Genomic DNA, 24129 nt, shown 5'->3' with positions numbered 1-24129 from the left:
CTCAGGGGCGGGGCGGCTTTTTGCCGAACTTCTTCTTGCCCGCAGGCCGGGCGCGCGCAGGGGCGTCACCAGCGCCAGCACCAGCTCCAGCGCCGGGCCGGGAGGGTTTGAATGGCTTCGCCTGATAGGGAGGCTTTGCGCCACGGGGCGGCGGCCCGGCGCGCTCGTCATCCTTGCGGTTGCGGCGCGCATTATCGCGTGGCTGGCCCTCCACCGGCACGATTTCCAGCCCATCGTCCTCATCTGTCGCCGTGCGCTTGACCGCCGCGAGGAAGCGCGCGGCCACCGCCTGTTGCACCTCGAACAGGGTCTCGTGCGTGGTGATGCGGATTGCGCCGATCTCGCCCCGGCTCACATGCCCGCGCCGGCACAGCAGCGGCAGCACCCAGCGCGGATCGGCATTGTGCCTGCGCCCGGCGTTCATCTTGAACCAGGCGCTGCCCTCGAACCCGGCGCGCGGGGCGCGCGGGCCCGGCGCGGCATCGGCGGCGAGCAGTTCCTCCGGTTGGGGCAGGGCGGCGCGATGTACATGCACCAGCGCGGCCGCAATATCCTCGGGGCTGCGCTGGGCGAGCACCTGCTGCGCCAGTGCGCGGTCGTCGTCATCGAACTCTATGGGCGCGAGCAGCTTTTCGAGCAGGCGGGCGCTGTCCGCCTCGCGAATATCGGCGGCAGACGGAGCCTGCATCCATTCCGCCGCGATGCGCGCGCCACGCAGCATGCTTTCCACCCGGCGGCGCTGGGGGTAGGGGACCAGCAGTACCGCAATCCCCTTGCGCCCGGCGCGCCCGGTGCGACCGGAGCGGTGTTGCAGCGCCTCGGCGTCGCGCGGCGTTTCGACATGGACGACGAGGCTGAGGCTGGGCAGATCGATGCCGCGTGCAGCAACATCGGTGGCGACGCAGACCCGCGCGCGCCGCTCCCTCAATGCCTGCAACGCCTGGTTGCGCTCGCTCTGGCTGTGCTCGCCCGACAGCGCGACGGCCGCAAAGCCGCGCTCGATCAGGCTTGCGTGCAGATGCCGCACCTTGTCGCGTGTCGCGCAAAACAGGATCGCTGTCTCCGCCTCATGATAGCGCAGCACGTTGACGACGACATTCTCGATTTCAGACGGCGCGATCGCCATCGCCTGATATTCGATGTCGCTGTGGCCGCGGTCTTCCTCGCCGGTGGCGATGCGCAGCGCGTCCTTCTGATAGCGGCGGGCCAACGCGACGATCGGCTTGGGCATGGTCGCCGAAAACAGCAAGGTGCGGCGCTGCTCCGGCATCGCGTCGAGCAGCTCCTCCAGGTCTTCGCGAAAGCCCATGTCGAGCATCTCGTCCGCTTCGTCCAGCACCACGGCGACGAGCGCGGAGAGGTTGAGGTCGCCCCGCTCCAGATGATCGCGCAGGCGGCCCGGCGTGCCGACGACGATGTCCGCGCCCTGCCTCAGCGCCTTGCGCTCCACCGACGGGTTCATGCCGCCGACACAGGCGGTAACGCGCGCGCCTGTGCTGGCATAGAGCCACATCAGCTCGCGGCTTACCTGCATCGCCAGCTCGCGCGTGGGCGCGATGATGAGCGCGAGCGGCCCCCCGGCTCTCTGCACCAGCCCCTGCTCGTTCAGCAGATCTCCCGCGATGGCGAGACCGAAAGCTACGGTCTTGCCGGAGCCGGTGCGCGCCGAAACGATGAGATCGCGCGCCTCCGCTTCCGGCTCTAGCACGGCGGATTGCACGGATGTCGGCGTGGCATAGCCGCGTTGGCCAAGCGCCTCGGCAAGAAGCGCGGGAATATTCTGGAACGTCATGGTCTCACACTATCGGGAAGCCCTGCCGCCGGGCGGCTATGGCTTTATCCTAAGGCATCATTGCCTGTCCGCGCGGCTGATAGGCGCTTATGCGGCGCACCGCAATGGTCATGTCCATGTGCTGCTCTTCCGCGCCGCATCTCAGGAAGCGCGCGCCGTGATAGAACCCCGATTGCGTGGTTGACCCTGCCGCCAAGGCTGCGTATAGCGCCCGCACCTTCCGGCGGCTGACCGCTGCCGGAGCCGTGGTGCAAGCACCCTGACGGGGCTTTGCCGACAACGGGGCGGAGTAGCTCAGCTGGTTAGAGCAGCGGAATCATAATCCGCGTGTCGGGGGTTCAAGTCCCTCCTCCGCTACCATCCCGGATTGTCCACCGGTGGCCCACTGAGGCCACTGGCAGACATTTTTCGAGGAAAATCAAATATTTTTCGCGTCCCGTTGCGTACGCCGGCGTCCCGGTGCGACCCGCTGCGGCCACCCACGGCGATTTGGATTGGGGGTATTTTGGGGGTATTTTTCGGCTGTCCCCAAAACAGGCGATACCCCCAGATGGCTTTGAAAGAACTTGAGGTCAAATACGCCACCAAGCGGCAGCGCCCCTACAAGCTGTCCGATGGAGAAGGCCTGCACCTGCTCGTCCAGCCGAACGGATCGAAGCTCTGGCGCCTGAAATACCGCTTCGACGGCAAGGAAAAACTGCTGAGCTTCGGCAAATATCCGACCGTCACGCTGGCGATCGCCCGCGAGAAGCGGACCGAAGCCAAGCGGCTGCTCGATCAGGGTGAGGACCCCGCCGAGGCCAGGAAGCGGGCGAAGAAGCAGAGGGCCGCGCTCAAGCTGTTCGAAGAGATTGCGCGGGCCTGGCACGCCAATCGTATTGAAGGGCTGGACTCGGCCCATGCCCTGCGCGTCATCAACCGGATGGAGCGCGACGTCTTTCCGGTCATCGGGAAGCGTCCGATCACGGAAATCGACCCGCCCGAGATTCTCGAGATGATCCGCGCGGTCGAAGCGCGCGGCGCCCTCGATATCGCCCGTCGCCTCAAGCAGAACGTCAGCCAGATCTATCGCTTCGCGATCGCGAGCGGCTGGGCGACCATCGATCCGACGCTCGGCCTCAACGATGCGCTCAAGCCCAAGCCGCCCGTCAGGCACATGGCGCGCGTGCCGCTCGCGGAGTTTCCGAAGCTGGTGCGGGCGATCTTCGCCTATGACGGCGAGGACACGCCGCGCCGCCGCGAGATCACCCGTGACGCGCTGCTGTTCACCTTGCTCACATGGGTCCGAACCAGCGAAACCCGCTTCGCGGCCAGGGACGAGTTCGAGGATCTCTATGGACCGAACCCGCTATGGCGTCTGTCGCCGGAGCGCATGAAGATGGAACGTGAGCATCTTGTTCCGCTGTCCCGCCAGGCCGCAATGATCGTTCAGCGCCGCTTGCAGGCGACGAACGATGCGTTCCTCTTTCCCGGAGCCAAGCCTGGAAAGCCTATTTCCGAGAACACCATGATCTATGCCTGCTACCGCATGGGCTATCTTGGCCGGCAGACGGTGCATGGGTTTCGGGGGCTCGGCTCGACCTGGGCGAACGAAGCCGAACGCTACAAGCCCGACTGGATCGAGATGGCGCTCGCCCACGAGGATGAGGACGAAGTGCGCGGCGCCTATAACAGCGCGCTCTATCTCACCCCGCGAAGGCGGATGCTGCAAGATTGGGCCGACGTGATCGACGCGGCAACCGCAGTGTCGGATGTCGAGAAGGATCCTATCGAGTTCTCACAGCTCACGGGCTGTTCTGCGCCCATCCAGCGCTTGCCGCCGAGCGACCGGAGACAGCCGTATTGGCAGCGCCCTCGTTGGGCGGCTTCGCGATAAGCGTCACGGCTCGGAACCGCTGATTAAGAGCGCGGCTTTCCACCATAATTATTATAAACGTCAGTTACTTAGATGCATCCGTGAATAGTGGGACTGAACAATAAGAAGCAGTATCGTATCATATCCTACCATGCCCTACGTCACAAATTCACCTACGTCGGAAGAGCGCCCTCATGGCGGACATTCGTTCAATCAAGCAGGCAATCACGGTGAGCGGCATCAACCATCGAGCTTGCCAATGCCCTGTACCCTAAGACACGATAACAATCCCCCCACGCAAAAGTCCTCCATGGCCTTCAGGGTCACCGAGATGTTCCGTGAAGAAAGTCGCCCACCCGACATGTGATCGATCCGGCGATTGTCGGCGAATGTGTACAGCGTACAGCTCAGAATAAACTGATAGGCCTGCAAGGCATCATCGCGCGATGACTTTGGTTTGATAGATATCATCGCCTCGACATATCGGCGAGATATTTCATCAAATAGCGGTGCAACTATTTCGTCCATCCAGAGTTGCACGCCTGCTATCTGTGAGATGAGGCGACAATAATTCATCCACCCCGGCTCACCGGATTCAAAACGGCTCAAGAGGGGGCCGTAAAATGCGCGGATGAGAAGTCGAGCCGATGCTTCCGGGCGATCTGGATCGAGGTCCAGCTCCGCAAGCCTTCGCAGCCGCTCTTCGTTCAACCACGCGCTGCGGCGTTCTATGACTTCCGTGAACAGCGCTTCCTTGGTTCCAAAATGATAATTCACAGCGGCGAGCCGTGTGGACGCTGCATCCGTTATTTCTCGCACCGAAACGCCGAAATAGCCCCGGTCCGCGAACAGCGACTCGGCGGCGTCCAGGATCTGCTCGCGCAGATCCGGTCGTTCCGTTTGCGGCTTGGAGATTGCCTTTTTTGGCTTAATATCTGGTAATTTCAATCATCTTCTCCCCCAAAAGCGCCCCGAATTGACATGTGAGTGGAACGTTCGTATCACTCGATCAAGGACGCGCAGCCTACGCTGGCTTCCGTCACAAAAATAGATGGTAGGGGAACGAAACTGTGAGACCGATCCTGATCCGTAACGGCTATGTCATCACCGGCGATCCTGCGATCGGCGACGTGCCCAGTGGGGATGTTTTGATCGTGAACGGACGCATCGCTGAGATCGGTCAAAACCTTCACCATGATGAGGCAGAGGAGATCGACGCGACCGGCACGATTGTAATGCCAGGCATGGTCGATACGCATCGGCATACTTGGCAGACTCAGCTACGCGCGATTTGCGCCGACATGAGCCTCATGCAGTATATGCGCTGCATCCGCTTCAACATCTCGCCCGTCTATACGCCAGAAGATGTCTATGTGGGCAATTATATCGGCGCCCTAGAAGCTCTGAACGCCGGGATCACGACGCTCTATGACTTCTCACATACGTCGCACAGTCCGGAACATGCCGATGAGGCCATCCGCGGCCTGCGGGACGCCCGGATTGCTGGCCTCTATGCCTACGGCTTCTATCCAGCACCGGTCGACCGGCCTTATTTTACGAGCGTCGACCAACGCATCGCCGATGCGGAACGGATAAGGACGCAGCATTTTTCGTCGGACGATCAGCGGCTGGGCATGGCGGTCGCGATCACCGAGGTCGGGATGTATCCGTTCGATTCGACGCGTAAGGAGATCATGACAGGCCGCCGACTTGGCGTGCAGCAAACAATTCACACGAACTGTTTCTGGGGCTCCGCTTTTTGCAGCGGTATAGAGGAACTCGCGGCGGCCGGACTCCTTGGACCCGACCAGGTCCATGTGCATTGCAATTCCGTGACAGACAACGAACTTCGCCTGCTCGCCGATAATGGCGCCAAGGTTTCATGCACGCCCGATACGGAACTGCAGATGGGCATGGGCCACCCCTTGATCGGCCGCGCCCACGATGTCGGCATCAAGCCTACACTTGGGGCCGACGTTATCTCCTGCAACGGTGGCGACCTACTCACGCAGGCACGCCTCGGTCTTCAAGACGCGCGCGTCCTGGCCAACGATCCGGTCAATGCGCAAGGTCGGATGCCTGAGGATATCCCATTCAAGGTACGTGACGCGATCGCGTGGATGACGATCAACGGCGCGGAAGCGATGGGTCTTGATCATCGCACGGGATCGCTCACGCCGGGCAAGGATGGCGATATCGTTCTCATCGCGCCCAACGACTTCAACCTCATGCCGCTGAACGACATGGTGGGCGCGGTCGTGCTGCAGGCTAACGTTTCCAACATCGATACGGTGGTCCTGCGCGGCGAGGTCGTGAAGCGCCACGGTCGCTTGACTGGCGTCGACTTCAAGCAGTTGCTCCGCATGGCGGAGGGCTCGCGCGAGCGGATCATGGAGCAGGCCCTGCGTCGCGGTCCGCTCGTTCCGCCGCCCAACACCACGGCAATGGCAGAGATGGAGGAGACCGCGCGCCAGAACCTGGCCGCATAGCGGGGTAGGAAACCAAAGGCGCCGCATGAACCGCGTCGGCGTCCAACGAGGAGGGGATTACGAAATGGATAAGCTTTGGCCGCGCGCCGCGCGGATCGGACTTCTTTTGCCTGCGGTCGTTGGCACAAGCGCTTACGCACAGACTGAGCCGGCTTCATCGGCTGCGAGCACTCCGCAGCCGGAGGCCGTATCGACGCCCGCCGCACAGGATCAGGGCGCCGGTCTTCAGGACATCATCGTGACTGCGCAGAAGCGCAGCGAGTCGGTGCAGAAAATTCCTCTCGCGGTGACGGCCCTATCCGGCAATGACCTCGCGAAGGCGGGCATCAACAGCATCGAGGGTCTGCAGGCCGCCGTCCCCAATCTCAACCTCGGCCAGCAGCTCGGCGTCGCGAGAATCTCGCTGCGCGGCATCGGCCTCGACAACCTCAGCACCGGCGCCGAGGGAAGTATCGCTTTCCACCTCAACAGCGCGTTCATTTCGCGCGGCGCCGCAGCGCTCAGCGCATTCTACGACGTCGATCGCGTGGAAGTTCTGCGCGGGCCACAGGGCACGCTCTATGGCCGCAACGCGACCGGCGGCTCAATCAACCTCATAACGCGCCAGCCCACCGACACGTTTTCGGGTTATGGCGATGTCACGGTCGGCAACTATGGTCGTTTGGCGTTCGACGGCGCCGTCAGCGGCCCGATTGTCTCTGATAAAGTGCTCGCGCGGATCGCTTTCTCGACGGACGACCGCAACGGCTATGGCCGAAACATCACGACCGGCACTAGGATCGACGACACCAATGCCCGTTCGATCCGTGGTACGCTGAAGCTTTTACCCGCCGACGATCTCACCATCACTCTGATCGCCGACTATCATCGAGAAAATGACAACGCGAACGGCTATCATTATTTCGGACCCGCGGGCCAGACTGCCAGCGGCCAGACAATCACACCTTTCGGCATTCAGTTCGGCGGCGTCACCGCAAGCAATCCGCGCGATATCGCAAACGAAGCCGATCCGTTCAACCGGCGCACGATCTGGGGTGTCAGCAGCGAGATTGCATATCGATTCGGCGGCGTCACAGCCAAGTCGATCACGGCCTATCGCAGCACGAAATACATTACCGGATCGGACCTCGATTCCACCAGTTTTCGTCTCGCGCCGATCTTCCAGAACGAAGACGACAAACAGTTCAGCCAGGAGTTTCAGCTCTCGTCCGAATCCGACCGGTTCCGATGGCTGCTGGGGGCATTTTATTTCCACGAAAATGACGCCGGCGCGATCATCATTCCCTACAATGATATTGGCTTCGGCGGTCCCGGCGTCATCCGCCAGGGCTATTATGCCGGCGGGCGTCTCGAGACTGATGCCGGCGCCATCTTCGGGCAAGCGACCTACAATCTGACCCCGGAGATTCACCTCGTCGTCGGTGGCCGTTACAGCATCGAGCGAAAAGGCATTTCCGAACAGCTTCAGTTCGACCTCGCGCGACCCTATTCGCCCGCCAATCCCGTCGCGCCGCTCGCCCAGTGCGGAGCCGATATCCCATCGGTCCCGACCTGCCAACCGCACAAGACCTTCCGATCCTTCACGCCGAAAGTGGCGCTCGAGTATCAAATCACGCCCGACGCTTTGCTCTACGCCTCGGTTTCGCGAGGCTTCAAAAGCGGCACCTACAATGTCGGCGGCGTGCAGCCGCCCGTGAAGCCGGAGAAGGTCACGGCCTATGAAGGGGGCCTGAAATCGGAATTCCTCGATCGGCGGCTCCGCATAAATCTTGCCGGCTTTTATTATGATTACAAGGATCTCCAGGTCGGCAAGGTGGTCAACGCGTCACTCGCGCTGGAGAATGCGGCGACAGCGACGATCTACGGTGCCGAGCTCGAGTTGCGCGCGCGCCCCACGCCCGACTTAGAACTGGGTCTGACCGGCTCCTATCTCAACGCCAAGTTCGACAGTTTCATCAGTATCGATCCCGCGCGACCCGGAGGTGACGGGCGCACCGTCGACCCGGCGACCGGCGCACCGGCTTTCAACAACGCCGGCAACCGCCTGCCGCAAGCCCCCAAATGGACGGTCGACGCCATGGCACAATATACCGTGCGCTCGGACCATGGATCCTTTGCCCTTCGCGGAGAGGTCTTGTGGGTCGATAAGGTCTATTTCAGTGCCTTCAACGTTCCGCAGGTGTCGCAGCCGGCAAAGACCAAGCTCAATGCCTCGCTGATCTACACCGATCCGGGCGATCGCTGGAGCGTGACCGTCTACGGCAAGAATCTCGCCAACAAGACGTACATCTCAAACGCCTTTGTCAGCTCCAGCATCGTGGGATTTGGCGTCAACGGCTTCCTCGAGGAGCCGCGAACCTATGGCGTGACCATCGGGTATAAGTTCTAGCCGGGAATATATTCTCATGATCACGATTCCCACCGCCGAGTCCATCATCGACATTTCGATGCCCATCGAGAATGATATCGTATCGGATCCGGCGGCCTTTCGTCCACGGGTCCGATATTTCGGGCACGATGATACACGAGAACAGATGCTGGCCTTCTTCCCCGGAATGACGGCCAGCGACCTGCCCGATGGCGAGGCCTGGGCGATCGAGCATGTCGAGCTGATCACGCACAACGGCACGCATCTCGACGCACCTTACCATTTTCATTCGACGATGGATGGGGGCAAGCGGGCGATCACGATCGACGAGGTTCCGCTCCACTGGTGCTGCCAACCAGGCGTCAAGCTCGATTTCCGGCATTTCCCCGATGGCTATGTGGTGACCGCCGAGGATGTTCGGGCTGAACTCGATCGGATCGGCGTCAAGCTCAGCCCGCTGACCATCGTGGTCATCAACACGCGGGCCGGTTCGGCCTACGGCACGGATGACTATGTCAACGCGGGGTGTGGAATGGGCCGCGAAGCCACGCTTCACCTGCTTGAGCGCGGTGTCCGGGTGACAGGGACCGATGCATGGTCATGGGACGCGCCGTTCACTTACACGGCGCAGAAATATGCCGAAACCGGGAATGCCGACCTGATCTGGGAGGGGCACAAAGCGGGTCGGGAAATCGGCTATTGCCATCTGGAGAAGCTGCATAATCTCGAAGCGCTTCCATCCTCCGGATTCACCGTGATGTGTTTCCCGACCAAGATCAAAGGCGCTTCGGCAGGCTGGACCCGCGCGGTCGCCGTCCTCGACGATTGAATGGAGTCTGGCCATGAGCAACAAGGTCATCATCAGCTGCGCGGTGACGGGATCGGCGCACACGCCGACGATGTCGGACGCGCTCCCGGTCACGCCCGAGGAGATCGCCGAGCAGTCGATCGCCGCCGCCGAAGCGGGCGCGGCGATCCTGCATCTCCATGCCCGCATCCCCGAGGACGGTAGGCCGACCGGCGATCCCGAGGTCTATGCCCGCTTCCTGCCCGTGATCCGGCAGCGCACCGACGCCGTCATCAACATCACGACGGGCGGTGCGGCCACCATGCCGGTCGCCGAGCGCCTCGCCGCCTCTGCGCGTTTCAAGCCCGAGCTTTGCTCGCTCAACATGGGCTCGCTCAATTTCGCCTTCTTCCCCGCCGCGAAGCGCATCGCCGACTGGAAATACGCGTGGGAGAAGGACTATGTCACCGGCTCCGACGACTATATCTTCCGCAACACCTTCCGCGATATCGAGACGATCCTCACGACGATGGCGGAGGCGGGTACCAAATTTGAGCATGAATGCTATGACGTCGGCCATCTCTACAATCTCGCCCATTTCGTCGATCGCGGCCTGGTGAAGCCACCCTTCTTCGTCCAGATGATCTTCGGCATATTGGGCGGCATCGGTGCCGATCTCGAAAATCTTCATTATATGAAGGAAACCGCCGATCGCCTCTTCGGACGCGGCAATTACCGCTGGTCGGTGCTCGCCGCGGGTAGGCACCAGATGCCCTTTCTGACGCAGGCGGCGTTGCTCGGCGGCTATGTCCGCGTCGGGCTCGAGGACAGCCTTTTCATCGAACGCGGCGTCCTTGCGGCTTCGAATGCCCAGCAGGTCGAGAAGATCAAGCGCATCCTCGCCGAAATGGGTCACGAACCCGCGAGCCCCGCCGAAGCGAGGGAAATCCTCGGTCTCAAGGGCAGTGACCGCGTCGCCTTCTGAGCCGTGCACAGGAAGCAAGCGAATGAGGGCTTCGGTCATCGACCGATTCGGCCGTCCAGACACGGCCCTTTGGCGTGCCTGAGAATCCGTATCGCCAGATGAATTCGTACCTCATCTTCATGATCCAACAACGGCACAATGCACAGCCCGTATACGCGGATGTCGACGGGGCTGCTTTCAAGGCGCGCTGTCGCCGCTCACGGCGACAGAGATGGTGCATTCACGGTCACCCGAATAGCTGATTTCCTTTGCTACTCGGCAAGGGAAAACCGTTGGCACCGCCGATTACACCGATACACCGTTTGGAAAAGCTGGATTGGAACGCCTCGCGCGCGCGCATCCGTCCCGCTGGGCGCGCTCAGCGTGACTATTCCAATGAAGTGTATGGGGTCATTTGCTCCGCCACGAGACGTCGCCGGTGCAGGCTCAACAATCCTCAATCAATGAGTGGAAGGAATAGTTCGCCAACAAATTGAATTGGACGATGAGCCCCAAGGCGCGGCAAATGGCGCCAAATCAACAAATGCCGTGGGGAGGACAGTCATGGTCACAGCCTTTAGGACAAATTTGCTTTGTGCCACCGCGCTATCGATCGCGTGTGCGCTTGCAGTGCCGGCACATGCCCAGGACGCTGCATCGCAGGGCGAAAAGCCCGAGGCGCAGGAAGGTGGCCTTGAGACAATCGTCGTCACGGCGCAGAAGCGCGAACAGAATTTGCAGGATGTTCCGGCCGCCGTTTCCGCCATAGGCGGCGAGACGCTGCGCACGCGCGGCATCACGGAGACCTCAGACTTGATGGGCGCGATCCCCAGCCTGCAAGTCACCACTCCCTATGGTCGCACCCAACCGAATTTCTCGCTGCGCGGGATTTCAGTGGCGAACGAATTTTCCGCCTCCACTGCGTCGCCGGTTGGCGTCTATGTCGATGAAGTCTATCAGAGCTTCCGGGCGAGCCATGGCCTGCAACTCTATGACATCGACCGGGTCGAGGTACTGCGCGGACCGCAAGGAACACTCTACGGTCGCAACACCACGGGTGGCGCGATCAGCTTCTTCACGCGCAAGCCGGATCTGGGAGAGGCCAATGGCTATCTGACCGCCGGCTATGCCAATTACGACACTTTCACGGTGCAGGGCGCCGCTGAAGCGACGCTGGTTCCCGACATCTTGGGCGTCCGCGTCGCCGGTACTTTTGCAAAAGGGGATGGTTGGCAGCGCAATGTACTGCCTGGGAATGAGCGCGACCTAGGGACCACCGATACGATCGGCGGTCGCATCTCGATCCGCTTCCGGCCCGATCCCGATCTCGACATCAATTTGAAGCTCTATGCCGCGAAGGACGATCCATGGGGCACCGCGCCCTATGCAGGTGGTCAACTCGCGGGCGGGCAGGATGCGCTCGGCTATTCGCGTTACGATCCGCAACCTTTCCTAGGCGGGCGGTTGCTGCGTGACAATGAGGTCGCAGTTGATCGGGTAGGTAAGAACATCAGCAAGTCGAAAGGGATAGCCCTCAACATCAAATGGGATGTCAGCGACCAATTCTCCGTCACCTCGATTACCGGCTACGACACCGGCGACTATATCAACAATCCTGATGATTGCGATGGCGGCCCAGCCGATCTCTGCTCGATCGGCCTCACGTCGACGAGCAAGAATTTCAACCAGGATCTGCGTTTCAGCTATTCGAACGACCGCCTCGATATCATTGCCGGCCTTTATTATGGCAGGGACAAGGTCAAGACGGTCAACTACCCGGACTTTTTCGGGGCGCTGAGGCCGCTGCTGCTTAGCGCCGGTCTTCCGGGCAGCTACAATAACGCCGCAATCGGAACGCCCGACGCGATCCGCTATATCCCAGCCTTTGCCGCCAATCCGGCGTTGGGGCCTGGCGATGCCGGATTCTGCGACGCGATCGAGATCAATCCCAACGGCTTCCTTGATGCACGCTCGCTGATTGCACTCCAGACCGACATCGCGATCAATAATACGGGCAATGGCGGCATGGGGGGTAGCTTTTCGGCGGGCTGCGCCGGGGCAGGCGCGCCTCCGTTCACCCCGATCCTCGGCGAACAGCGTTTTGACGTGTCGCGCCCCTCGAAGGCGATCTACGGCGACGTAACCTGGAAAACGACCGAGCGGCTGACCGTGGCGGTGGGTGCACGCTACACCCAGGATAAGGTCAATTACCTTAACGGCAGCACTTTCCTCTATGCGCTCGACGGTACGACGCCGGTTGTCAACCTGATCCCCTACAGCAATCCATACAACCCCAATCTCGCGCCGCTTGAGCAGCGCGAAAAGGCAAACAGGCTAACCGGCCGTATCAATGTCAGCTATGAGTTCGCCGATGATATCATGGGCTATCTCCAGTACAGTCGCGGTTACCGCAGCGGCAGCTTCAACGGGCTTGCCTATCAGGGCGTCAATCAAGTCTATTATATCCAGCCTGAAAAGCTGAATGCATATGAGGCGGGGCTCAAAACCCGGCTGTTCGATCGCCGCGTCCAACTTAACCTCGCGGGCTTCTACTACGAGTATTCGAATCACCAAGTAACGCAGCTGGTTGGCGCTACAACCTTCACGCGCAGCGCCAATGGTCGCCTGTTCGGTGGCGAGGCCGAACTCGCCTGGCAGGTGGCCGATACGTTGCGTTTCGATGCTTCGCTGGGCTATCTCAACAGCAAGTACAAAGGCAATGTGATCGATCCGGCAAACCCGGCAAGCCCGACATTGAACGTCAACGGCAATCCCTTCCCGAACGCGCCGGAGGTTACGTTCCAGGCCGGATTCGACTGGGATATGATCGATGACGGCACCAACAAGCTGACCTTGCGCGGTGATGCGTCCTACATGGGCAAGTACTATTTTGATCCGTTCAAGAATTATGGGCAGACACCGTGCGATACACCCCCAGCGGGATCGAACATAACGCTCGCGGGTAAGGCGATTACATGCGCAAATCCGGGCTACTGGCTCGCCAATGCGCGATTAACCTATGCGCACGACAATATGTCGGTTAGCTTGTGGGCGAAGAATCTGTTCGACAAATATTACTACACCTACAGCCTCAACATGAACGTGTTCGGCTACGATTATCTGAACCGCGGCATGCCGCGCACTTATGGCGTCGAAGCGACAGTCAAGTTCTGATCGCTGCTGCGACGGGGGCGGCGGGCATCCTCTCCCGCCCGCTGCCCCCGATTTTTCGACCTGACTTTCAGACCGAGGAGTATCCATGATGCGTTCCACCGGCAACGGTCCCTCATTCATCGGCACGGCGTACAGAATCGAGCGCGCTGCGATCACTGAGATCGGCGCAGCTGAAAGCACCGCCCAGGCGAGCAGCGCCGAGCGGCCGGCGCGCCTCCGGACGATTTAACGTGGATGCGTCTTGGAACAGAACTGAGCTGGAACGAATTTTCGCGACCCAACGCGAAGGGACGCGTGAGCAGGTTTCGCGCAGCTACGAAGAACGCATGGACCTGCTCGGGCGCCTTGGCCGGATATTTGAGCAGCACAGAGACGAATTGGTCGATGCCGTTGCCGCCGATTTCGGCATTCGATCCCGCTACGAGACTATCCTGCTCGACCTGATGCTTGGCATATCGGAAATTAAATTTGCGCGCCGCAATCTGAAGACGTGGCTGAGGCCGCGGCGGGTGAAGACTGACATCTTCGGCCTTCCCGGTTCATCGCGCCTGGTCCCCCAGCCCCTAGGTGTGGTGGGCGTTCTCGGCACGTGGAACTATCCGCTCGGCACCATATTCGTTGGCGCGGCCGGTGCATTGGCGGCCGGCAACCGCGTGATCGCAAAGCCGAGCGAAGTTTCCGCCAACGCCGCCGAAGCCAGCGAGCGGCTTGTGCGCCGGTATTTCGCCGAAGAGGAATTCGCGATTGTCCAGGGCGGGCCCGACATGGCACAGGCGATGACGGCCCTACCTTTCGACCATATTCTCTTCACCGGTTCACCCGCGGTTGGCCGCAAAGTCTATGAAGCGGCGGCTGCCAACCTTACACCTGTTACTCTGGAACTTGGCGGCAAATGCCCTGCCATCGTGGGCAAGGGTGCATCGCTTGCACAAGTCTGTGAAAGCTTAGTGTTCGGCAAGCTGCTCAACGCCGGCCAGACCTGCATCGCCGCTGACTATGCCTTCGTCCATGTCGATCAGATGGAAAGCTTCGTCGCCGCACTCCGCGCTCAGGTTGCCAAATGCTACCCCAACGCGGCAAGCAACCCCGATTTCACCAGTATCATCAATGACCGACAGTTCGCGCGGCTCCAAGGTTTGCTCGATGATGCCGAAGCCAAGGGCGCGACGGTGCTCAACCTCTCGGACAACGGCGATGGAACGCTTCCTGAACGGCATCGGATCGTGCCGTTGGCGGTTCTCGACGTTACCGATGACATGGCGATGATGCAGGAGGAGATTTTCGGACCGATCCTGCCGATCATGCCATATCGCTCCGAAGACGATCTCATTCGCTACGTAAACCGGCATGAGCGCCCGCTGGCGCTCTATTATTTTGGCGACGAAAGTGAGGAACGGCGCAAGATCATTTCCGAAACGCACGCTGGCGGCGTGACTCTCAACGGCACGGTCATGCACGTCTTCCAGCGCCGGCTGCCTTTCGGTGGCATCGGACAGAGCGGCATCGGTGCCTATACCGGCGTCGCCAGTTTCGAGCGCTTCACTCATTACAAGCCGGTGTTCTCTCAGCCGAAACTCAGCCTGCTTGGTCAACTTCTGCCACCCTATTCGAGCAAGACCGAAGGACTACTCAACATCTTCGAAAAGATCCTCTGACGTGGCTGCGGCGGTTGATGCTGGCATGTTGCATGACGCCGGGTCGCCAGCATGGGTCGAATGACAAGGGAAGCAAATGGCTGACTATGTAATTATTGGAGGTGGGTCGTCGGGCGGCGTTATCGCCAGCCGGTTGTCCGAGGACCCCGATGTCACCGTTTGCCTGCTCGAGGCAGGCGGCCCAGGCACCTCGCCGCTTGTGTCCACGCCCGGCGCTTTTGCGGCGCTGATCCAAGACTATCGGATCAATACGCTCAACTGGCGGTTCAACACCGACCCTTCAAAGGCGCTCAACGACCGCCGCCTCTACAATCCGCGCGGGAAGATGCTGGGTGGATCGAGCGGTATGAACGGGATGGTCTATATCCGCGGCGACCGGTCGGATTTCGACCACTGGGCCGAACTCGGCAACGACGGCTGGGGTTACAACGATGTCCTGTCCTATTTCCGCAAGGCTGAGAATAATGAGCGCGGTGAGGATGAGTTTCACGGCTCGTCGGGACCGCTTCACGTATCCAACGGCAAGCGCGAATTCGATGTCTATGATGCTTTCATCGAGGCGGCGACTGGACTGGACCATCAAGCCAATCCGGACTTCAATGGGGCCAGCCAGGAAGGTGTCGGCATCTATCAGTTTACCGTGAAGGACGGGAAGCGCGCCAGCGTGAAGGCGTGTTACCTTGATCCGGTGATGGGCAGGCGCGGCAACCTCCGCGTCGAAGTACATGCCCGCGTCCATCGTATCAGGTTTGAGGGCAACCGCGCGGTGGCAGTCGAGTATTCCCAGGACGGGCAGTTGAAGACGATCCCGTGCGAAAAGGAAGTCATTGTCAGCGGCGGCGCCTATAATTCGCCCCAACTGTTGATGCTTTCCGGTATCGGACCGCGTGATGAGTTGGAGAAGCATGGAATCGAAGTGATTCATGATATTCCCGGTGTCGGCCAGAATCTTCACGACCATCCTGACCTGATGCTGAGCTACCAGTCGAAGAAGCGGCTCGGGATCGCACTCAATGTCGTTGGCGCGATCAAGACCGTGCGAGACCTATTCCAGTATCTCACGCAAAGGAAAAGCTGGCTGGCATCGCCGCCCACGGCTGCAGGCGGTTTCTTGCGATCCGCGCCGGGGCAGAACCGGGCGGATTGCCAGGTCCATGTCGTGCCGCTCGCCTATCGCGACCATGCGCGCGACTACAAGCTGATGACGAAATGGGGCTATACGATCATTCTCAATATTGGGCGCCCAAAGAGCCGCGGCTGGGTTGCCTTACATGACTCAAACCCCGAATCCGATCCCAAGATCGACCTCAATCTCTTGAGTCATCCCGACGACCTCAAGACGTTGCGCAATGCCTTCCGTGTCGTGCAGGAGATCATGCATTCGGATCGCATGAAGGCGATGATGAAACGGCCTCTCTATCCTGACCGCTACCTTGAAACTGATGAAGAGATCGACGCCTATATCCGGGCAGAAGCCAATCATGCTTATCATCCGGTGGGAACATGCAAGATGGGCACCGACGAGATGGCGGTGGTCGACAACCGCCTGCGCGTTCACGGCCTCGCAAATATCCGCGTGGCCGATGCCTCGATCATGCCATCAGTCGTCAACGGCAACACCAATGCAACCTGCATCATGATCGGCGAGAAAGCCGCCGACATGATCCGGCACGATAATATGAGCAGCAAGAATAGCATCGCAGAATATTGAATTGGACGATTGGATCAATGCTGCAGACACAGATGCTTACGAAAAGAAGTCCGGAGAGGCCTATCGCATGTCAGTTTATTATGTGTCGACTGCGCCATTGTGGGCGAGCGCCTTAGAGGAGCGCGGCTGATGGACGTCCGTACGCAAATACGTCGCGCCGCACGTTATTTCGCCCAGCAAGAGGCTCTCGTTCACGGCCACAGGCGGTTGACTTTCTCGGAAGCCTGGTTGCGCGGCGTGAAGCTCGCAAATGCTCTTGCGGAGTGCGGCCTTCAACCGGGTGACCGGATTGCTACGCTGGAGAAGAACTCCATCGAGGCCGCCGACATCATACTGGCGGCTGCCATTGGAAACTATACGCGTGTTCCTCTCTATGCGCGCAACCGATGTGAAGCGCACGCCCATATGATCGCGAGTACCGGATCTCGGTTGGCGCTGGTCGATGAGGCATTGGCTTCGGAGTTGGCGGGGCTGGATGCCCAAGCTCCGACGCTTGAGCGGATCATTATCCGCGATCACAACTATGAGAATTGGTTGGCGACAGCCTCGGACCGGGATCCCGATCCCGTCGTCGCGCCGGAGGACTATTGTGTCATCCGCCACACCGGCGGCACGACGGGCAAACCCAAGGGCGTTGCCTATCGGCACCGTTCATGGATGACGATCTCCGCCGCATTTTTCAGCATCGGCCCCCAAGTGGCTCCAGGGGATGCCATTCTGCATGTCGGCCCGTTGTCCCATGCATCGGGCTTCCTGTTCGTGCCGGCCTGGTATTGCGGCGCCCGCAACGTGATGATGGACGGCTTCGATCCAGCGTCCTTTCTTGACACTCTCGAGCAGGAACGGATCAGCCATGCCTTTGTAGCCCCCACCATGCTCAATGCCATAGTGCATCACGACGGGGCATATGGCCGCCACTTTCCGAATTTGAAGTTTCTGCTGAGTGCTTCAGCGCCGATCTCCGAGCCGACGCTTCGCAAGTCGTGCCAGATATTCGGGAATCATGTTCTTCATTCGGGCTATGGACAGACCGAAATCCTGCCCATCGCGTCTATGGGGCCCAACGAGTGGTTCGGCGAATTTGAAGGTTCTGCCCCAATTCGGGCGGTCGGACGTCCCATGAGCGGCGCCGATATCGAAATCCGTAACGAGGACGGAAAGGTGCTGGGACCAAACGAGCCCGGCGAGATCGTCGCACGGTTCGAAAATGGCCAGATGGAGGAATTCTGGAACGATCCGGAGGAAACCGCCCGGCGCATGGAAGATGGCTGGGTCAAAACCGGCGATGTCGGCATGATCGACACAAACGGATTTTTGTATCTGCTCGATCGCAACAACGACATGATCGTGTCAGGCGGCTTCAATATCTATCCCACCGAAATCGAAAACGTAATTGCCGACCATCCCGGTGTACTCGAGGTCGCGGTCTTTGGCGTGCCCCATGAAAAATGGGGTGAAACGCCGCTTGCAATGGTGCGTGTCAAGCCCGGAGCACAAATCACGGAGACCGAGATAATAGATTTGGTGCGCCAGCGTCTGGGCTCCGCAAAAAAGCCAAGCAAGGTCGTTTTTACCGCCGAGCCACTGCCGTTGAGCAATGTCGGAAAGGTGCTTCGTTCAAAGCTTCGAGAGCCCTATTGGGCGGGCCAGGACCGGCGCATTTCGGGGGCATGACCGACGCAGCCATCCTAGCCACATCCTCTATTCCGGTGACCGCCTGCCGGCGCGCGGGAGACTGCAATGGATTATGAATACATCCTGGTTGAGCAACGCGGCCCAGCGCTTTGGGTGACCCTCAACCGGCCGGCAGCGTTGAACAGTCTGTCGTTGGCTTTGGCCGAGGAACTAGCCGCAGCGATCGAGGCAGCGGAAGCAGATGCGACGGTGCGCGCTTGCATTCTTACCGGCGCCGGACGGGCGTTTTGCGCTGGCGCGGATCTGCTCGCAATTGGCGATGGAACAGGCGGACAAACTCTCGCCGAACGCTTAAATCTGTTTCTGCCGCGGCTCGGTCAGGCTTTTAACAGGATCGAGACGTCGCGCCTTCCGATAATTGCGGCGGTCAACGGCCTTACGCTCGCCGGCGGCTTGGAACTGGTGTTGTGCTGTGATCTCGTCATTGCCGCGCACCCGGCCAGATTTGGCGACGCCCATGCAAATTACGGCCTGTTGCCCGGCGGTGGAGGGTCGGTTCGACTCCCTAGGAAGATCGGCGAAGCGCGTGCGAAACATCTGATGATGACCGGCGGGACCATCTCGGCTGCCGAGATGAAGGAAGCCGGACTCGTGACCCAACTGGTTGCTCCCGAGGATCTCATTGCGGCAGCGCAAGCGCTGGTAGAATCTCTTGCAGAAAAGAGCCGGCCAGGGCTCGCCTACATGAAGCAGCTAGTCCGCGCTGCGCAGGATAGCTCGCTCGAAGTCGGGCTGCGTCAGGAACTCGAAGCCATGGCTGCTTACGCCTTGTCCAACGACATTGTCGAAGGACTGGCGGCATTCCGGGAGAAGCGGAAGCCCGATTTTTCCGACCGGTGAGACCTGATCGGATGCGGAACACATTGGAAGAATGGATCAACGAATGACCGACATATTCGTCATGGGGGTTGGGATGACCCCGTTCGGAAAACAGTTCGACAAGAGCCTGAAAATGCTCTGCGCCGAAGCTTCGTCGCAGGCCTTTTCCGACGCAGGATGCACCGCCGGCGATGTCGAAGCCATCTTCTTCGGCAATTGCGTCCAGGGGCATATGGAGGGCCAGGACATGATCCGCGGCGAAATCGTGGCGCGAGCGATGGGCATCTCAAGCGTTCCCGTGGTGAATGTCGAAAACGCATGTGCGACGGCTTCCACGGCCTTGCACATGGCCGCCGCCTATGTTCGATCGGGGGCAGCGGATGTCGTACTCGCGCTCGGCGCGGAGAAGATGTACTCGCCCGACAAGGCGCTCATGTTCAGTGCATTCGATGGCGCTTGGGACGTGCATGAAACCGAGTCGGGCCGCGCGCAGCTGCTGGCCATGGGCAATGGCGTCGATGTTCCGGAAGGAACGACATCGAGTCAGCCTTACAGCGTTTTCATGGATGTATACGCCGCGATGGCACGCGCGCACATGAAGACCTACGGCTCGACGCAAGCGCAAATCGCGGCCGTCTCGGCGAAAAATCACATGCATTCGACGCGCAATCTGCTTGCCCAGTATCGCCTCCCATATACCGTCGAAAGTGTACTCGCTGCGCCTCCGATCGTTTACCCGTTCACACTGCCGATGTGCTCTCCGATCAGCGACGGCGCCGCCGCTGCGATCATCTGCAGCGAAGCCGGTCGGCGCAAACTGTCGGCAGCCCCGGACAGGGCGCTAAGAATCCTGGCGTCTGTGCTGCAAACCGGCGCCGCGCGCGATCCCTTTGATTATGACCACCATGTCAGCCGCCTTGCGGCGAACCGGGCCTATGCGATGGCCGGCGTGGGGCCAGAAGATATTGGCGTCGCGGAGGTGCATGACGCCACGGCGGTTGGCGAGATCATTGAAATCGAGGCGCTCGGCCTGACGCCGCCTGGCGAGGGCGGACTCGCGGCAGAGCGCGGTGAGACGGCGCTGGGTGGGCGTATTCCGGTAAACACGTCGGGCGGGCTTGAATGCAAGGGACATCCGATCGGCGCCACCGGGCTCGGCCAAATCTACGAGCTTGCGCTGCAATTGCGCGGCGAGGCGGAAGATCGACAGGTTCCGAATGCCCGGTTCGCGATCGCGCAGAACGGCGGAGGTGTCATCGGGGTGGAAGAGGCGGTGGTCGCCGTCACGATCCTGGGCCGGTAGTTGTCAGAGCGCGCCTAGGGAAACACGGGGTCACGATATGAACTTTGAGCTGTCCGATGAACAACGCATGGCGGTGGAAACCGTCCGCCGCTTTCTCGACAACAAGCTTGAGCCGGAAATCCGCCGGCATGGGGAGCGGTTCATCCCCAAACCGCTCATGAAGGAATGGACTCAAGCACTGACCGGCTATGGCCATATTACCGCACCGCATCAGGAGCAATGGGGCGGGCTTGATATGGGATGGCTCACTCATCTGCTCATTTTCGAGGAGATCGCCTATTCCTCGCTCGATGTGGCCATACCCGGCTTCATCAACGCGGTTGGCGCAGAACTCATCCGCCGCTTCGCCCCGGAGACGATCAAGCAACGCTATCTTGCCGACCTCGTCGCGGCCGAGAAGTTCGTTTCGCTCGGCATCTCGGAGCCCGATGTCGGCTCGGACGTCGCCGCCATCAAGACACGCGCCGTACGAGACGGCGATTTCTGGGTCATCAATGGCGAAAAGACCTGGATCACCAACGGAGCCTACTCGGACATCTTCATCTGTACGTGCAAGACTGGCGAAAATGAAGTCACTCACATCCTGGTCGATCGTGACGAGAGTGAGTATGAGGTGCGCGATATCCAGAAGATGGCGCTCAACGGCCAATCGACTGCACAGATATTCCTGACCGAATGCCGCGTACCGGTGGCAAACACGATCGGCCGGGTCGGCGATGGATTGCGCAATACGTTGCAAGTGTTCGAGATTGCCCGCTGCCATATGGCGATGTGGAGTATCGGCATCGCACGGCGAGCAATGGATGAGGCGATCGCGTACGCTCGCGATCGCGCGCAGCATGGCAAGAAGATCGCCGGCCATCAGCTGATCGCCGACAAGATCGCCATCATGGCGACCAAGATCGACGCAGCCCGTCTGTTGACGCACCGGGCAATATCCCTCGTCCAGGCGGGCACGCGCGCAGAGACGGAATGCTCGATGGCCAAGTGGTACGCCACCGAAATGGCGATCGAAGCGACGCGCGATGCGCTTCAGATCCATGGCGGCAACGGCGTCACCCGCGAATTCATCGTCGAGCGGCTGGTGCGTGAGGCGATCATTTGCCCCATCCCCGATGGCACGACGGAGATTCAAAAGCTTGTTGTTTCGCGCGCCCTGACCGGCATTCAAGCCTTTCGGTAAGGCTCAGACGAAAACGACAGCGTCGACGGAAATGGAGCCGCGTGCCTGACTCGCACAGGATCAAATGCGCAGATGCGTCGCTCAGGTAAAAGAGGCAGACAAGCGATGGACGAAGAGCTTCGTTTCGATGGCAGGGTAGTGGTTGTGACCGGAGCCGGAGGCGGACTTGGGCGCCAGTACGCGCTGATGTTTGGCGGGCGCGGAGCCAAGGTGGTGGTGAATGATCTGGGTGGCGACGAGAAAGGGAGCGGCAGCTGCTCCACAGCCGCTGACAATGTGGTCGACGAAATTCGAGCCACGGGCGGTCAGGCGGTGGCAAATTATGCGTCGGTCGAGGAGGGCGCGCTGATCATCCAAGCCGCGCTTGACAACTTCGGAACCGTTGACGTCGTCATCAACAATGCCGGCATCCTGCGCGATGTGAGCTTCCACAAAATGACCGACGAAGACTGGACACTGCTTCAGCGGGTCCATCTGAATGGGACGCGGGCAGTGACGCAGGCAGCATGGCCGATACTGCGCGACAAGGGCTATGGCCGCATCGTCATGACCACGTCTGCAGCCGCAATCTACGGCAACTTCGGTCAGGCCAACTATGCCGCAGCCAAGCTCGGAATATTGGGGCTTGCGAACGCGCTGGCGGAGGAGGGGCGGTCCAGAAACATCCAGGTTAATACGATCGCCCCAATCGCCGCATCGCGTATGACCGCGACCGCCTTTCCACAAGAGTTTCTCGCCAATCTCAGAGCGGAAGCGATCAGTCCATTGGTCGGTTGGCTTGCGCACGAGAATTGCAGCGAAACCAAAGGGCTTTTTGAAGTTGGAGCCGGCTATATCGCCAAGCTTAGGTGGGAGCGCGCGCTTGGGCACGCCTTCGGAGCGGACAGGGCGTTCACGCTCGATGATGTCGCCCGGCACTGGGGTAGAATTGTCGACTTCACGGATGCCGAGCACCCGCTCGGGCTGAATGACAGCCTTGAGGCGGTAGAACGGGCGCTGAGAGCGTAATCAACCCAATGAATTACCATGATATTTTTGAGCGGCCGTCGGGCTGCCGATGGCGTCGTGCCGCCGCCAGATATCGATGAGCAGCAGGAATAGTTCTGCAGCGAATTGAATTGGACGACGGCCCTCAAATGCCGCCAAACGGCATGAACTACACAATATCTCCTGGGAAGAGAGGATCAGCCATGAGAGGATGTCTATTGGCGTCTGCCGCGTTGTTGTGCTCGGGAACAGCATTTGCCCAGGAAGCAACGCCCCAGGCGAACGACCAAACCGGGAGCGCCACGGAAGCGCTGGCTGAGGACATTGTCGTTACCGCCACCAAAAAGGGCTATGGCGAAAGCGTGCAGAAAGTACCGATGGCGGTCACGGCTTTTGGTGAAGCGCAGTTGGATGCCAAGTTCGTCCAGAATCTTCAAAGTCTGAGCTACGACGTTCCCAACGTCCAGCTCGAGGATGTGGGTACGGCACCGGGCTATGCCAATTTCACTATCCGGGGCCTCGGCATCAACAGCACGATCCCATCGATCGACCCCACCGTAGGCGTTTTCACTGACGGTATTTACCTCGGCATCAACGCTGGTGTCGTGCTGGACAACTTCGACCTTGAGGGGCGGCCTTCTACAATCGCATGAAGGACCTGCAGCGCGAGATCAACCTGCCCGGACCGCTTGGCGTCAGCCAGGTCATACGGAACACCGCCGACGCCACAATCAAAGGCGTCGAGGCCGAGGGGCAGTTTTTTCTTTTGTCCAACCTCGTGATTTCGGGTCAGCTCGGCTACGTGAATGGCCAGTATCGCAACGTCCAGTTCGACCTCAGCGGTGATGGCGTCATCAACGATGTGGATCGTGCGCTCAAATTGCCAAGGCTGTCGCCATGGACCTATGGCGTGGGGCTGACTTATGATCAGCAGCTTGGCGAATTGGGGACAGCAACGGCGCGTGTCAGCTTCACGCATCGCGACAAGGCGGCATTCACCGACAACAACGTCGGCTTCCTTCAGGGCGCCGATATGCTCGATGCGAGCCTCACATTGGCGACCGACAACAAGCACTGGCGCTTCTCCATCTATGGCCGAAACCTCCTGAATGAGGTGACGATTGGCGGCGATACACCTTTGCCGGCGGCCTTCGGGGGCACGGGTGCAAGCCTTTCACCGCTAAACAGGGGGCGCGTCATCGGCGGAGAAGTGGCGATTAGCTTCTAGGCCATTTTCGAGGCGAGTGGAATCACCCGCCAACTCGGAAAATGCCCAAGATCAATTTGCTAGGCTGTGGTGACATTTTAGGGATTCACACTGAGGGGGAAGTCTGATTCAACGCTGGC

General features: G+C 60.2%; 19 protein-coding genes and 1 tRNA gene. 18 read left to right on the top strand and 2 right to left on the bottom strand.

What is annotated here, in order from left to right; all coding sequences use genetic code 11:
- Position 1: 1 nt before the first annotated feature.
- Positions 2–1792 (bottom strand): DEAD/DEAH box helicase, encoded by a 1791-nt coding sequence (locus OOT33_RS12675; RefSeq protein WP_307750388.1) that lies wholly within the window; start codon positions 1790–1792, stop codon positions 2–4.
- On the opposite strand from OOT33_RS12675, the gene OOT33_RS12670 reads away from it, so the two are divergent.
- The 3 genes from OOT33_RS12670 to OOT33_RS12660 all read left to right on the top strand — a co-directional run bounded on the left by OOT33_RS12670 (position 1791) and on the right by OOT33_RS12660 (position 3668).
- Positions 1791–1976, top strand: a complete 186-nt coding sequence (locus OOT33_RS12670) for a hypothetical protein (RefSeq protein WP_307750387.1) — start codon at positions 1791–1793, stop codon at positions 1974–1976. The genes OOT33_RS12675 and OOT33_RS12670 overlap by 2 nt on opposite strands.
- A 99-nt stretch (positions 1977–2075) precedes the next feature.
- Positions 2076–2152 (top strand) — tRNA-Met (locus tag OOT33_RS12665).
- Positions 2153–2342: 190 nt separating this feature from the next.
- Complete coding sequence (locus OOT33_RS12660) at positions 2343–3668, top strand: integrase arm-type DNA-binding domain-containing protein (protein WP_082657688.1); 1326 nt, start codon at positions 2343–2345, stop codon at positions 3666–3668.
- A 219-nt stretch (positions 3669–3887) separates the two neighbouring features.
- Here the strand turns inward: OOT33_RS12660 and OOT33_RS12655 are convergent, their stop codons facing one another.
- On the bottom strand, positions 3888–4595 hold the full coding sequence (locus OOT33_RS12655) for a TetR/AcrR family transcriptional regulator (protein ID WP_058454906.1): 708 nt from the start codon (positions 4593–4595) through the stop codon (positions 3888–3890).
- 122 nt (positions 4596–4717) lie between these two features.
- Here OOT33_RS12655 and OOT33_RS12650 point away from each other — a divergent pair, with 122 nt between their 5' ends.
- The 15 genes from OOT33_RS12650 to OOT33_RS12580 all read left to right on the top strand — a co-directional run bounded on the left by OOT33_RS12650 (position 4718) and on the right by OOT33_RS12580 (position 24010).
- Positions 4718–6136, top strand: a complete 1419-nt coding sequence (locus OOT33_RS12650) for an amidohydrolase family protein (protein WP_058454905.1) — start codon at positions 4718–4720, stop codon at positions 6134–6136.
- A 64-nt stretch (positions 6137–6200) separates the two neighbouring features.
- Complete coding sequence (locus OOT33_RS12645; protein WP_058454904.1) at positions 6201–8525, top strand: TonB-dependent receptor; 2325 nt, start codon at positions 6201–6203, stop codon at positions 8523–8525.
- 16 nt (positions 8526–8541) lie between these two features.
- Positions 8542–9333 carry a cyclase family protein gene (locus OOT33_RS12640; RefSeq protein WP_011415055.1) on the top strand — a complete coding sequence of 264 codons (792 nt, stop codon included), beginning with the start codon at positions 8542–8544 and terminating at the stop codon, positions 9331–9333.
- Between the two features lie 13 nt (positions 9334–9346).
- Entirely contained in the window at positions 9347–10276 is a 930-nt protein-coding gene (locus tag OOT33_RS12635) for a 3-keto-5-aminohexanoate cleavage protein (protein WP_011415056.1), read from the top strand.
- Positions 10277–10885: 609 nt separating this feature from the next.
- Complete coding sequence (locus tag OOT33_RS12630; RefSeq protein WP_307750386.1) at positions 10886–13429, top strand: TonB-dependent receptor domain-containing protein; 2544 nt, start codon at positions 10886–10888, stop codon at positions 13427–13429.
- A gap of 85 nt (positions 13430–13514) precedes the next feature.
- Positions 13515–13658 (top strand): hypothetical protein, encoded by a 144-nt coding sequence (locus OOT33_RS12625; protein WP_011415058.1) that lies wholly within the window; start codon positions 13515–13517, stop codon positions 13656–13658.
- Position 13659: 1 nt separating this feature from the next.
- Positions 13660–15084, top strand: a complete 1425-nt coding sequence (locus tag OOT33_RS12620) for an aldehyde dehydrogenase family protein (protein ID WP_067678632.1) — start codon at positions 13660–13662, stop codon at positions 15082–15084.
- A gap of 76 nt (positions 15085–15160) precedes the next feature.
- Positions 15161–16795: a GMC family oxidoreductase N-terminal domain-containing protein gene (locus OOT33_RS12615; RefSeq protein WP_307750385.1), complete on the top strand. Its 1635-nt coding sequence runs from the start codon at positions 15161–15163 to the stop codon at positions 16793–16795.
- 129 nt (positions 16796–16924) lie between these two features.
- On the top strand, positions 16925–18469 hold the full coding sequence (locus tag OOT33_RS12610; protein ID WP_026108915.1) for a class I adenylate-forming enzyme family protein: 1545 nt from the start codon (positions 16925–16927) through the stop codon (positions 18467–18469).
- 114 nt (positions 18470–18583) lie between these two features.
- Positions 18584–19330, top strand: a complete 747-nt coding sequence (locus tag OOT33_RS12605; protein ID WP_307750384.1) for an enoyl-CoA hydratase-related protein — start codon at positions 18584–18586, stop codon at positions 19328–19330.
- A 43-nt stretch (positions 19331–19373) separates the two neighbouring features.
- Positions 19374–20612 carry a thiolase family protein gene (locus OOT33_RS12600; RefSeq protein WP_011415063.1) on the top strand — a complete coding sequence of 413 codons (1239 nt, stop codon included), beginning with the start codon at positions 19374–19376 and terminating at the stop codon, positions 20610–20612.
- Between the two features lie 37 nt (positions 20613–20649).
- Complete coding sequence (locus tag OOT33_RS12595; RefSeq protein ID WP_011415064.1) at positions 20650–21795, top strand: acyl-CoA dehydrogenase family protein; 1146 nt, start codon at positions 20650–20652, stop codon at positions 21793–21795.
- Positions 21796–21900: 105 nt separating this feature from the next.
- Entirely contained in the window at positions 21901–22803 is a 903-nt protein-coding gene (locus OOT33_RS12590; RefSeq protein ID WP_054525393.1) for an SDR family oxidoreductase, read from the top strand.
- A 182-nt stretch (positions 22804–22985) separates the two neighbouring features.
- Positions 22986–23435: a TonB-dependent receptor plug domain-containing protein gene (locus OOT33_RS12585; RefSeq protein WP_307750383.1), complete on the top strand. Its 450-nt coding sequence runs from the start codon at positions 22986–22988 to the stop codon at positions 23433–23435.
- Positions 23432–24010, top strand: a complete 579-nt coding sequence (locus OOT33_RS12580; RefSeq protein ID WP_307750382.1) for a TonB-dependent receptor domain-containing protein — start codon at positions 23432–23434, stop codon at positions 24008–24010. The genes OOT33_RS12585 and OOT33_RS12580 overlap by 4 nt, the downstream gene beginning before the upstream one ends.
- The last annotated feature ends 119 nt before the right edge of the window (positions 24011–24129 follow it).

Origin of the sequence: Sphingobium sp. DEHP117 (genome assembly GCF_030867385.1) — a bacterium.
In the GTDB taxonomy this organism is placed as follows: domain Bacteria; phylum Pseudomonadota; class Alphaproteobacteria; order Sphingomonadales; family Sphingomonadaceae; genus Sphingobium.
Note: the sequence above shows the minus strand (reverse complement) of the source record. Positions and strands in the feature narration are given on the sequence as shown.

Excerpts from the sequence above, each read along its gene's own strand:
- OOT33_RS12670 (WP_307750387.1), top strand. The coding sequence starts at position 1,791 with ATGGTCTCACACTATCGGGAAGCCCTGCCGCCGGGCGGCTATGGCTTT.
- OOT33_RS12675 (WP_307750388.1), bottom strand. The coding sequence starts at position 1,792 with ATGACGTTCCAGAATATTCCCGCGCTTCTTGCCGAGGCGCTTGGCCAA.
- OOT33_RS12660 (WP_082657688.1), top strand. The coding sequence starts at position 2,343 with ATGGCTTTGAAAGAACTTGAGGTCAAATACGCCACCAAGCGGCAGCGC.
- OOT33_RS12645 (WP_058454904.1), top strand. The coding sequence starts at position 6,201 with ATGGATAAGCTTTGGCCGCGCGCCGCGCGGATCGGACTTCTTTTGCCT.
- OOT33_RS12640 (WP_011415055.1), top strand. The coding sequence starts at position 8,542 with ATGATCACGATTCCCACCGCCGAGTCCATCATCGACATTTCGATGCCC.
- OOT33_RS12635 (WP_011415056.1), top strand. The coding sequence starts at position 9,347 with ATGAGCAACAAGGTCATCATCAGCTGCGCGGTGACGGGATCGGCGCAC.
- OOT33_RS12625 (WP_011415058.1), top strand. The coding sequence starts at position 13,515 with ATGATGCGTTCCACCGGCAACGGTCCCTCATTCATCGGCACGGCGTAC.
- OOT33_RS12615 (WP_307750385.1), top strand. The coding sequence starts at position 15,161 with ATGGCTGACTATGTAATTATTGGAGGTGGGTCGTCGGGCGGCGTTATC.
- OOT33_RS12610 (WP_026108915.1), top strand. The coding sequence starts at position 16,925 with ATGGACGTCCGTACGCAAATACGTCGCGCCGCACGTTATTTCGCCCAG.
- OOT33_RS12600 (WP_011415063.1), top strand. The coding sequence starts at position 19,374 with ATGACCGACATATTCGTCATGGGGGTTGGGATGACCCCGTTCGGAAAA.
- OOT33_RS12595 (WP_011415064.1), top strand. The coding sequence starts at position 20,650 with ATGAACTTTGAGCTGTCCGATGAACAACGCATGGCGGTGGAAACCGTC.
- OOT33_RS12590 (WP_054525393.1), top strand. The coding sequence starts at position 21,901 with ATGGACGAAGAGCTTCGTTTCGATGGCAGGGTAGTGGTTGTGACCGGA.
- OOT33_RS12585 (WP_307750383.1), top strand. The coding sequence starts at position 22,986 with ATGAGAGGATGTCTATTGGCGTCTGCCGCGTTGTTGTGCTCGGGAACA.
- OOT33_RS12580 (WP_307750382.1), top strand. The coding sequence starts at position 23,432 with ATGAAGGACCTGCAGCGCGAGATCAACCTGCCCGGACCGCTTGGCGTC.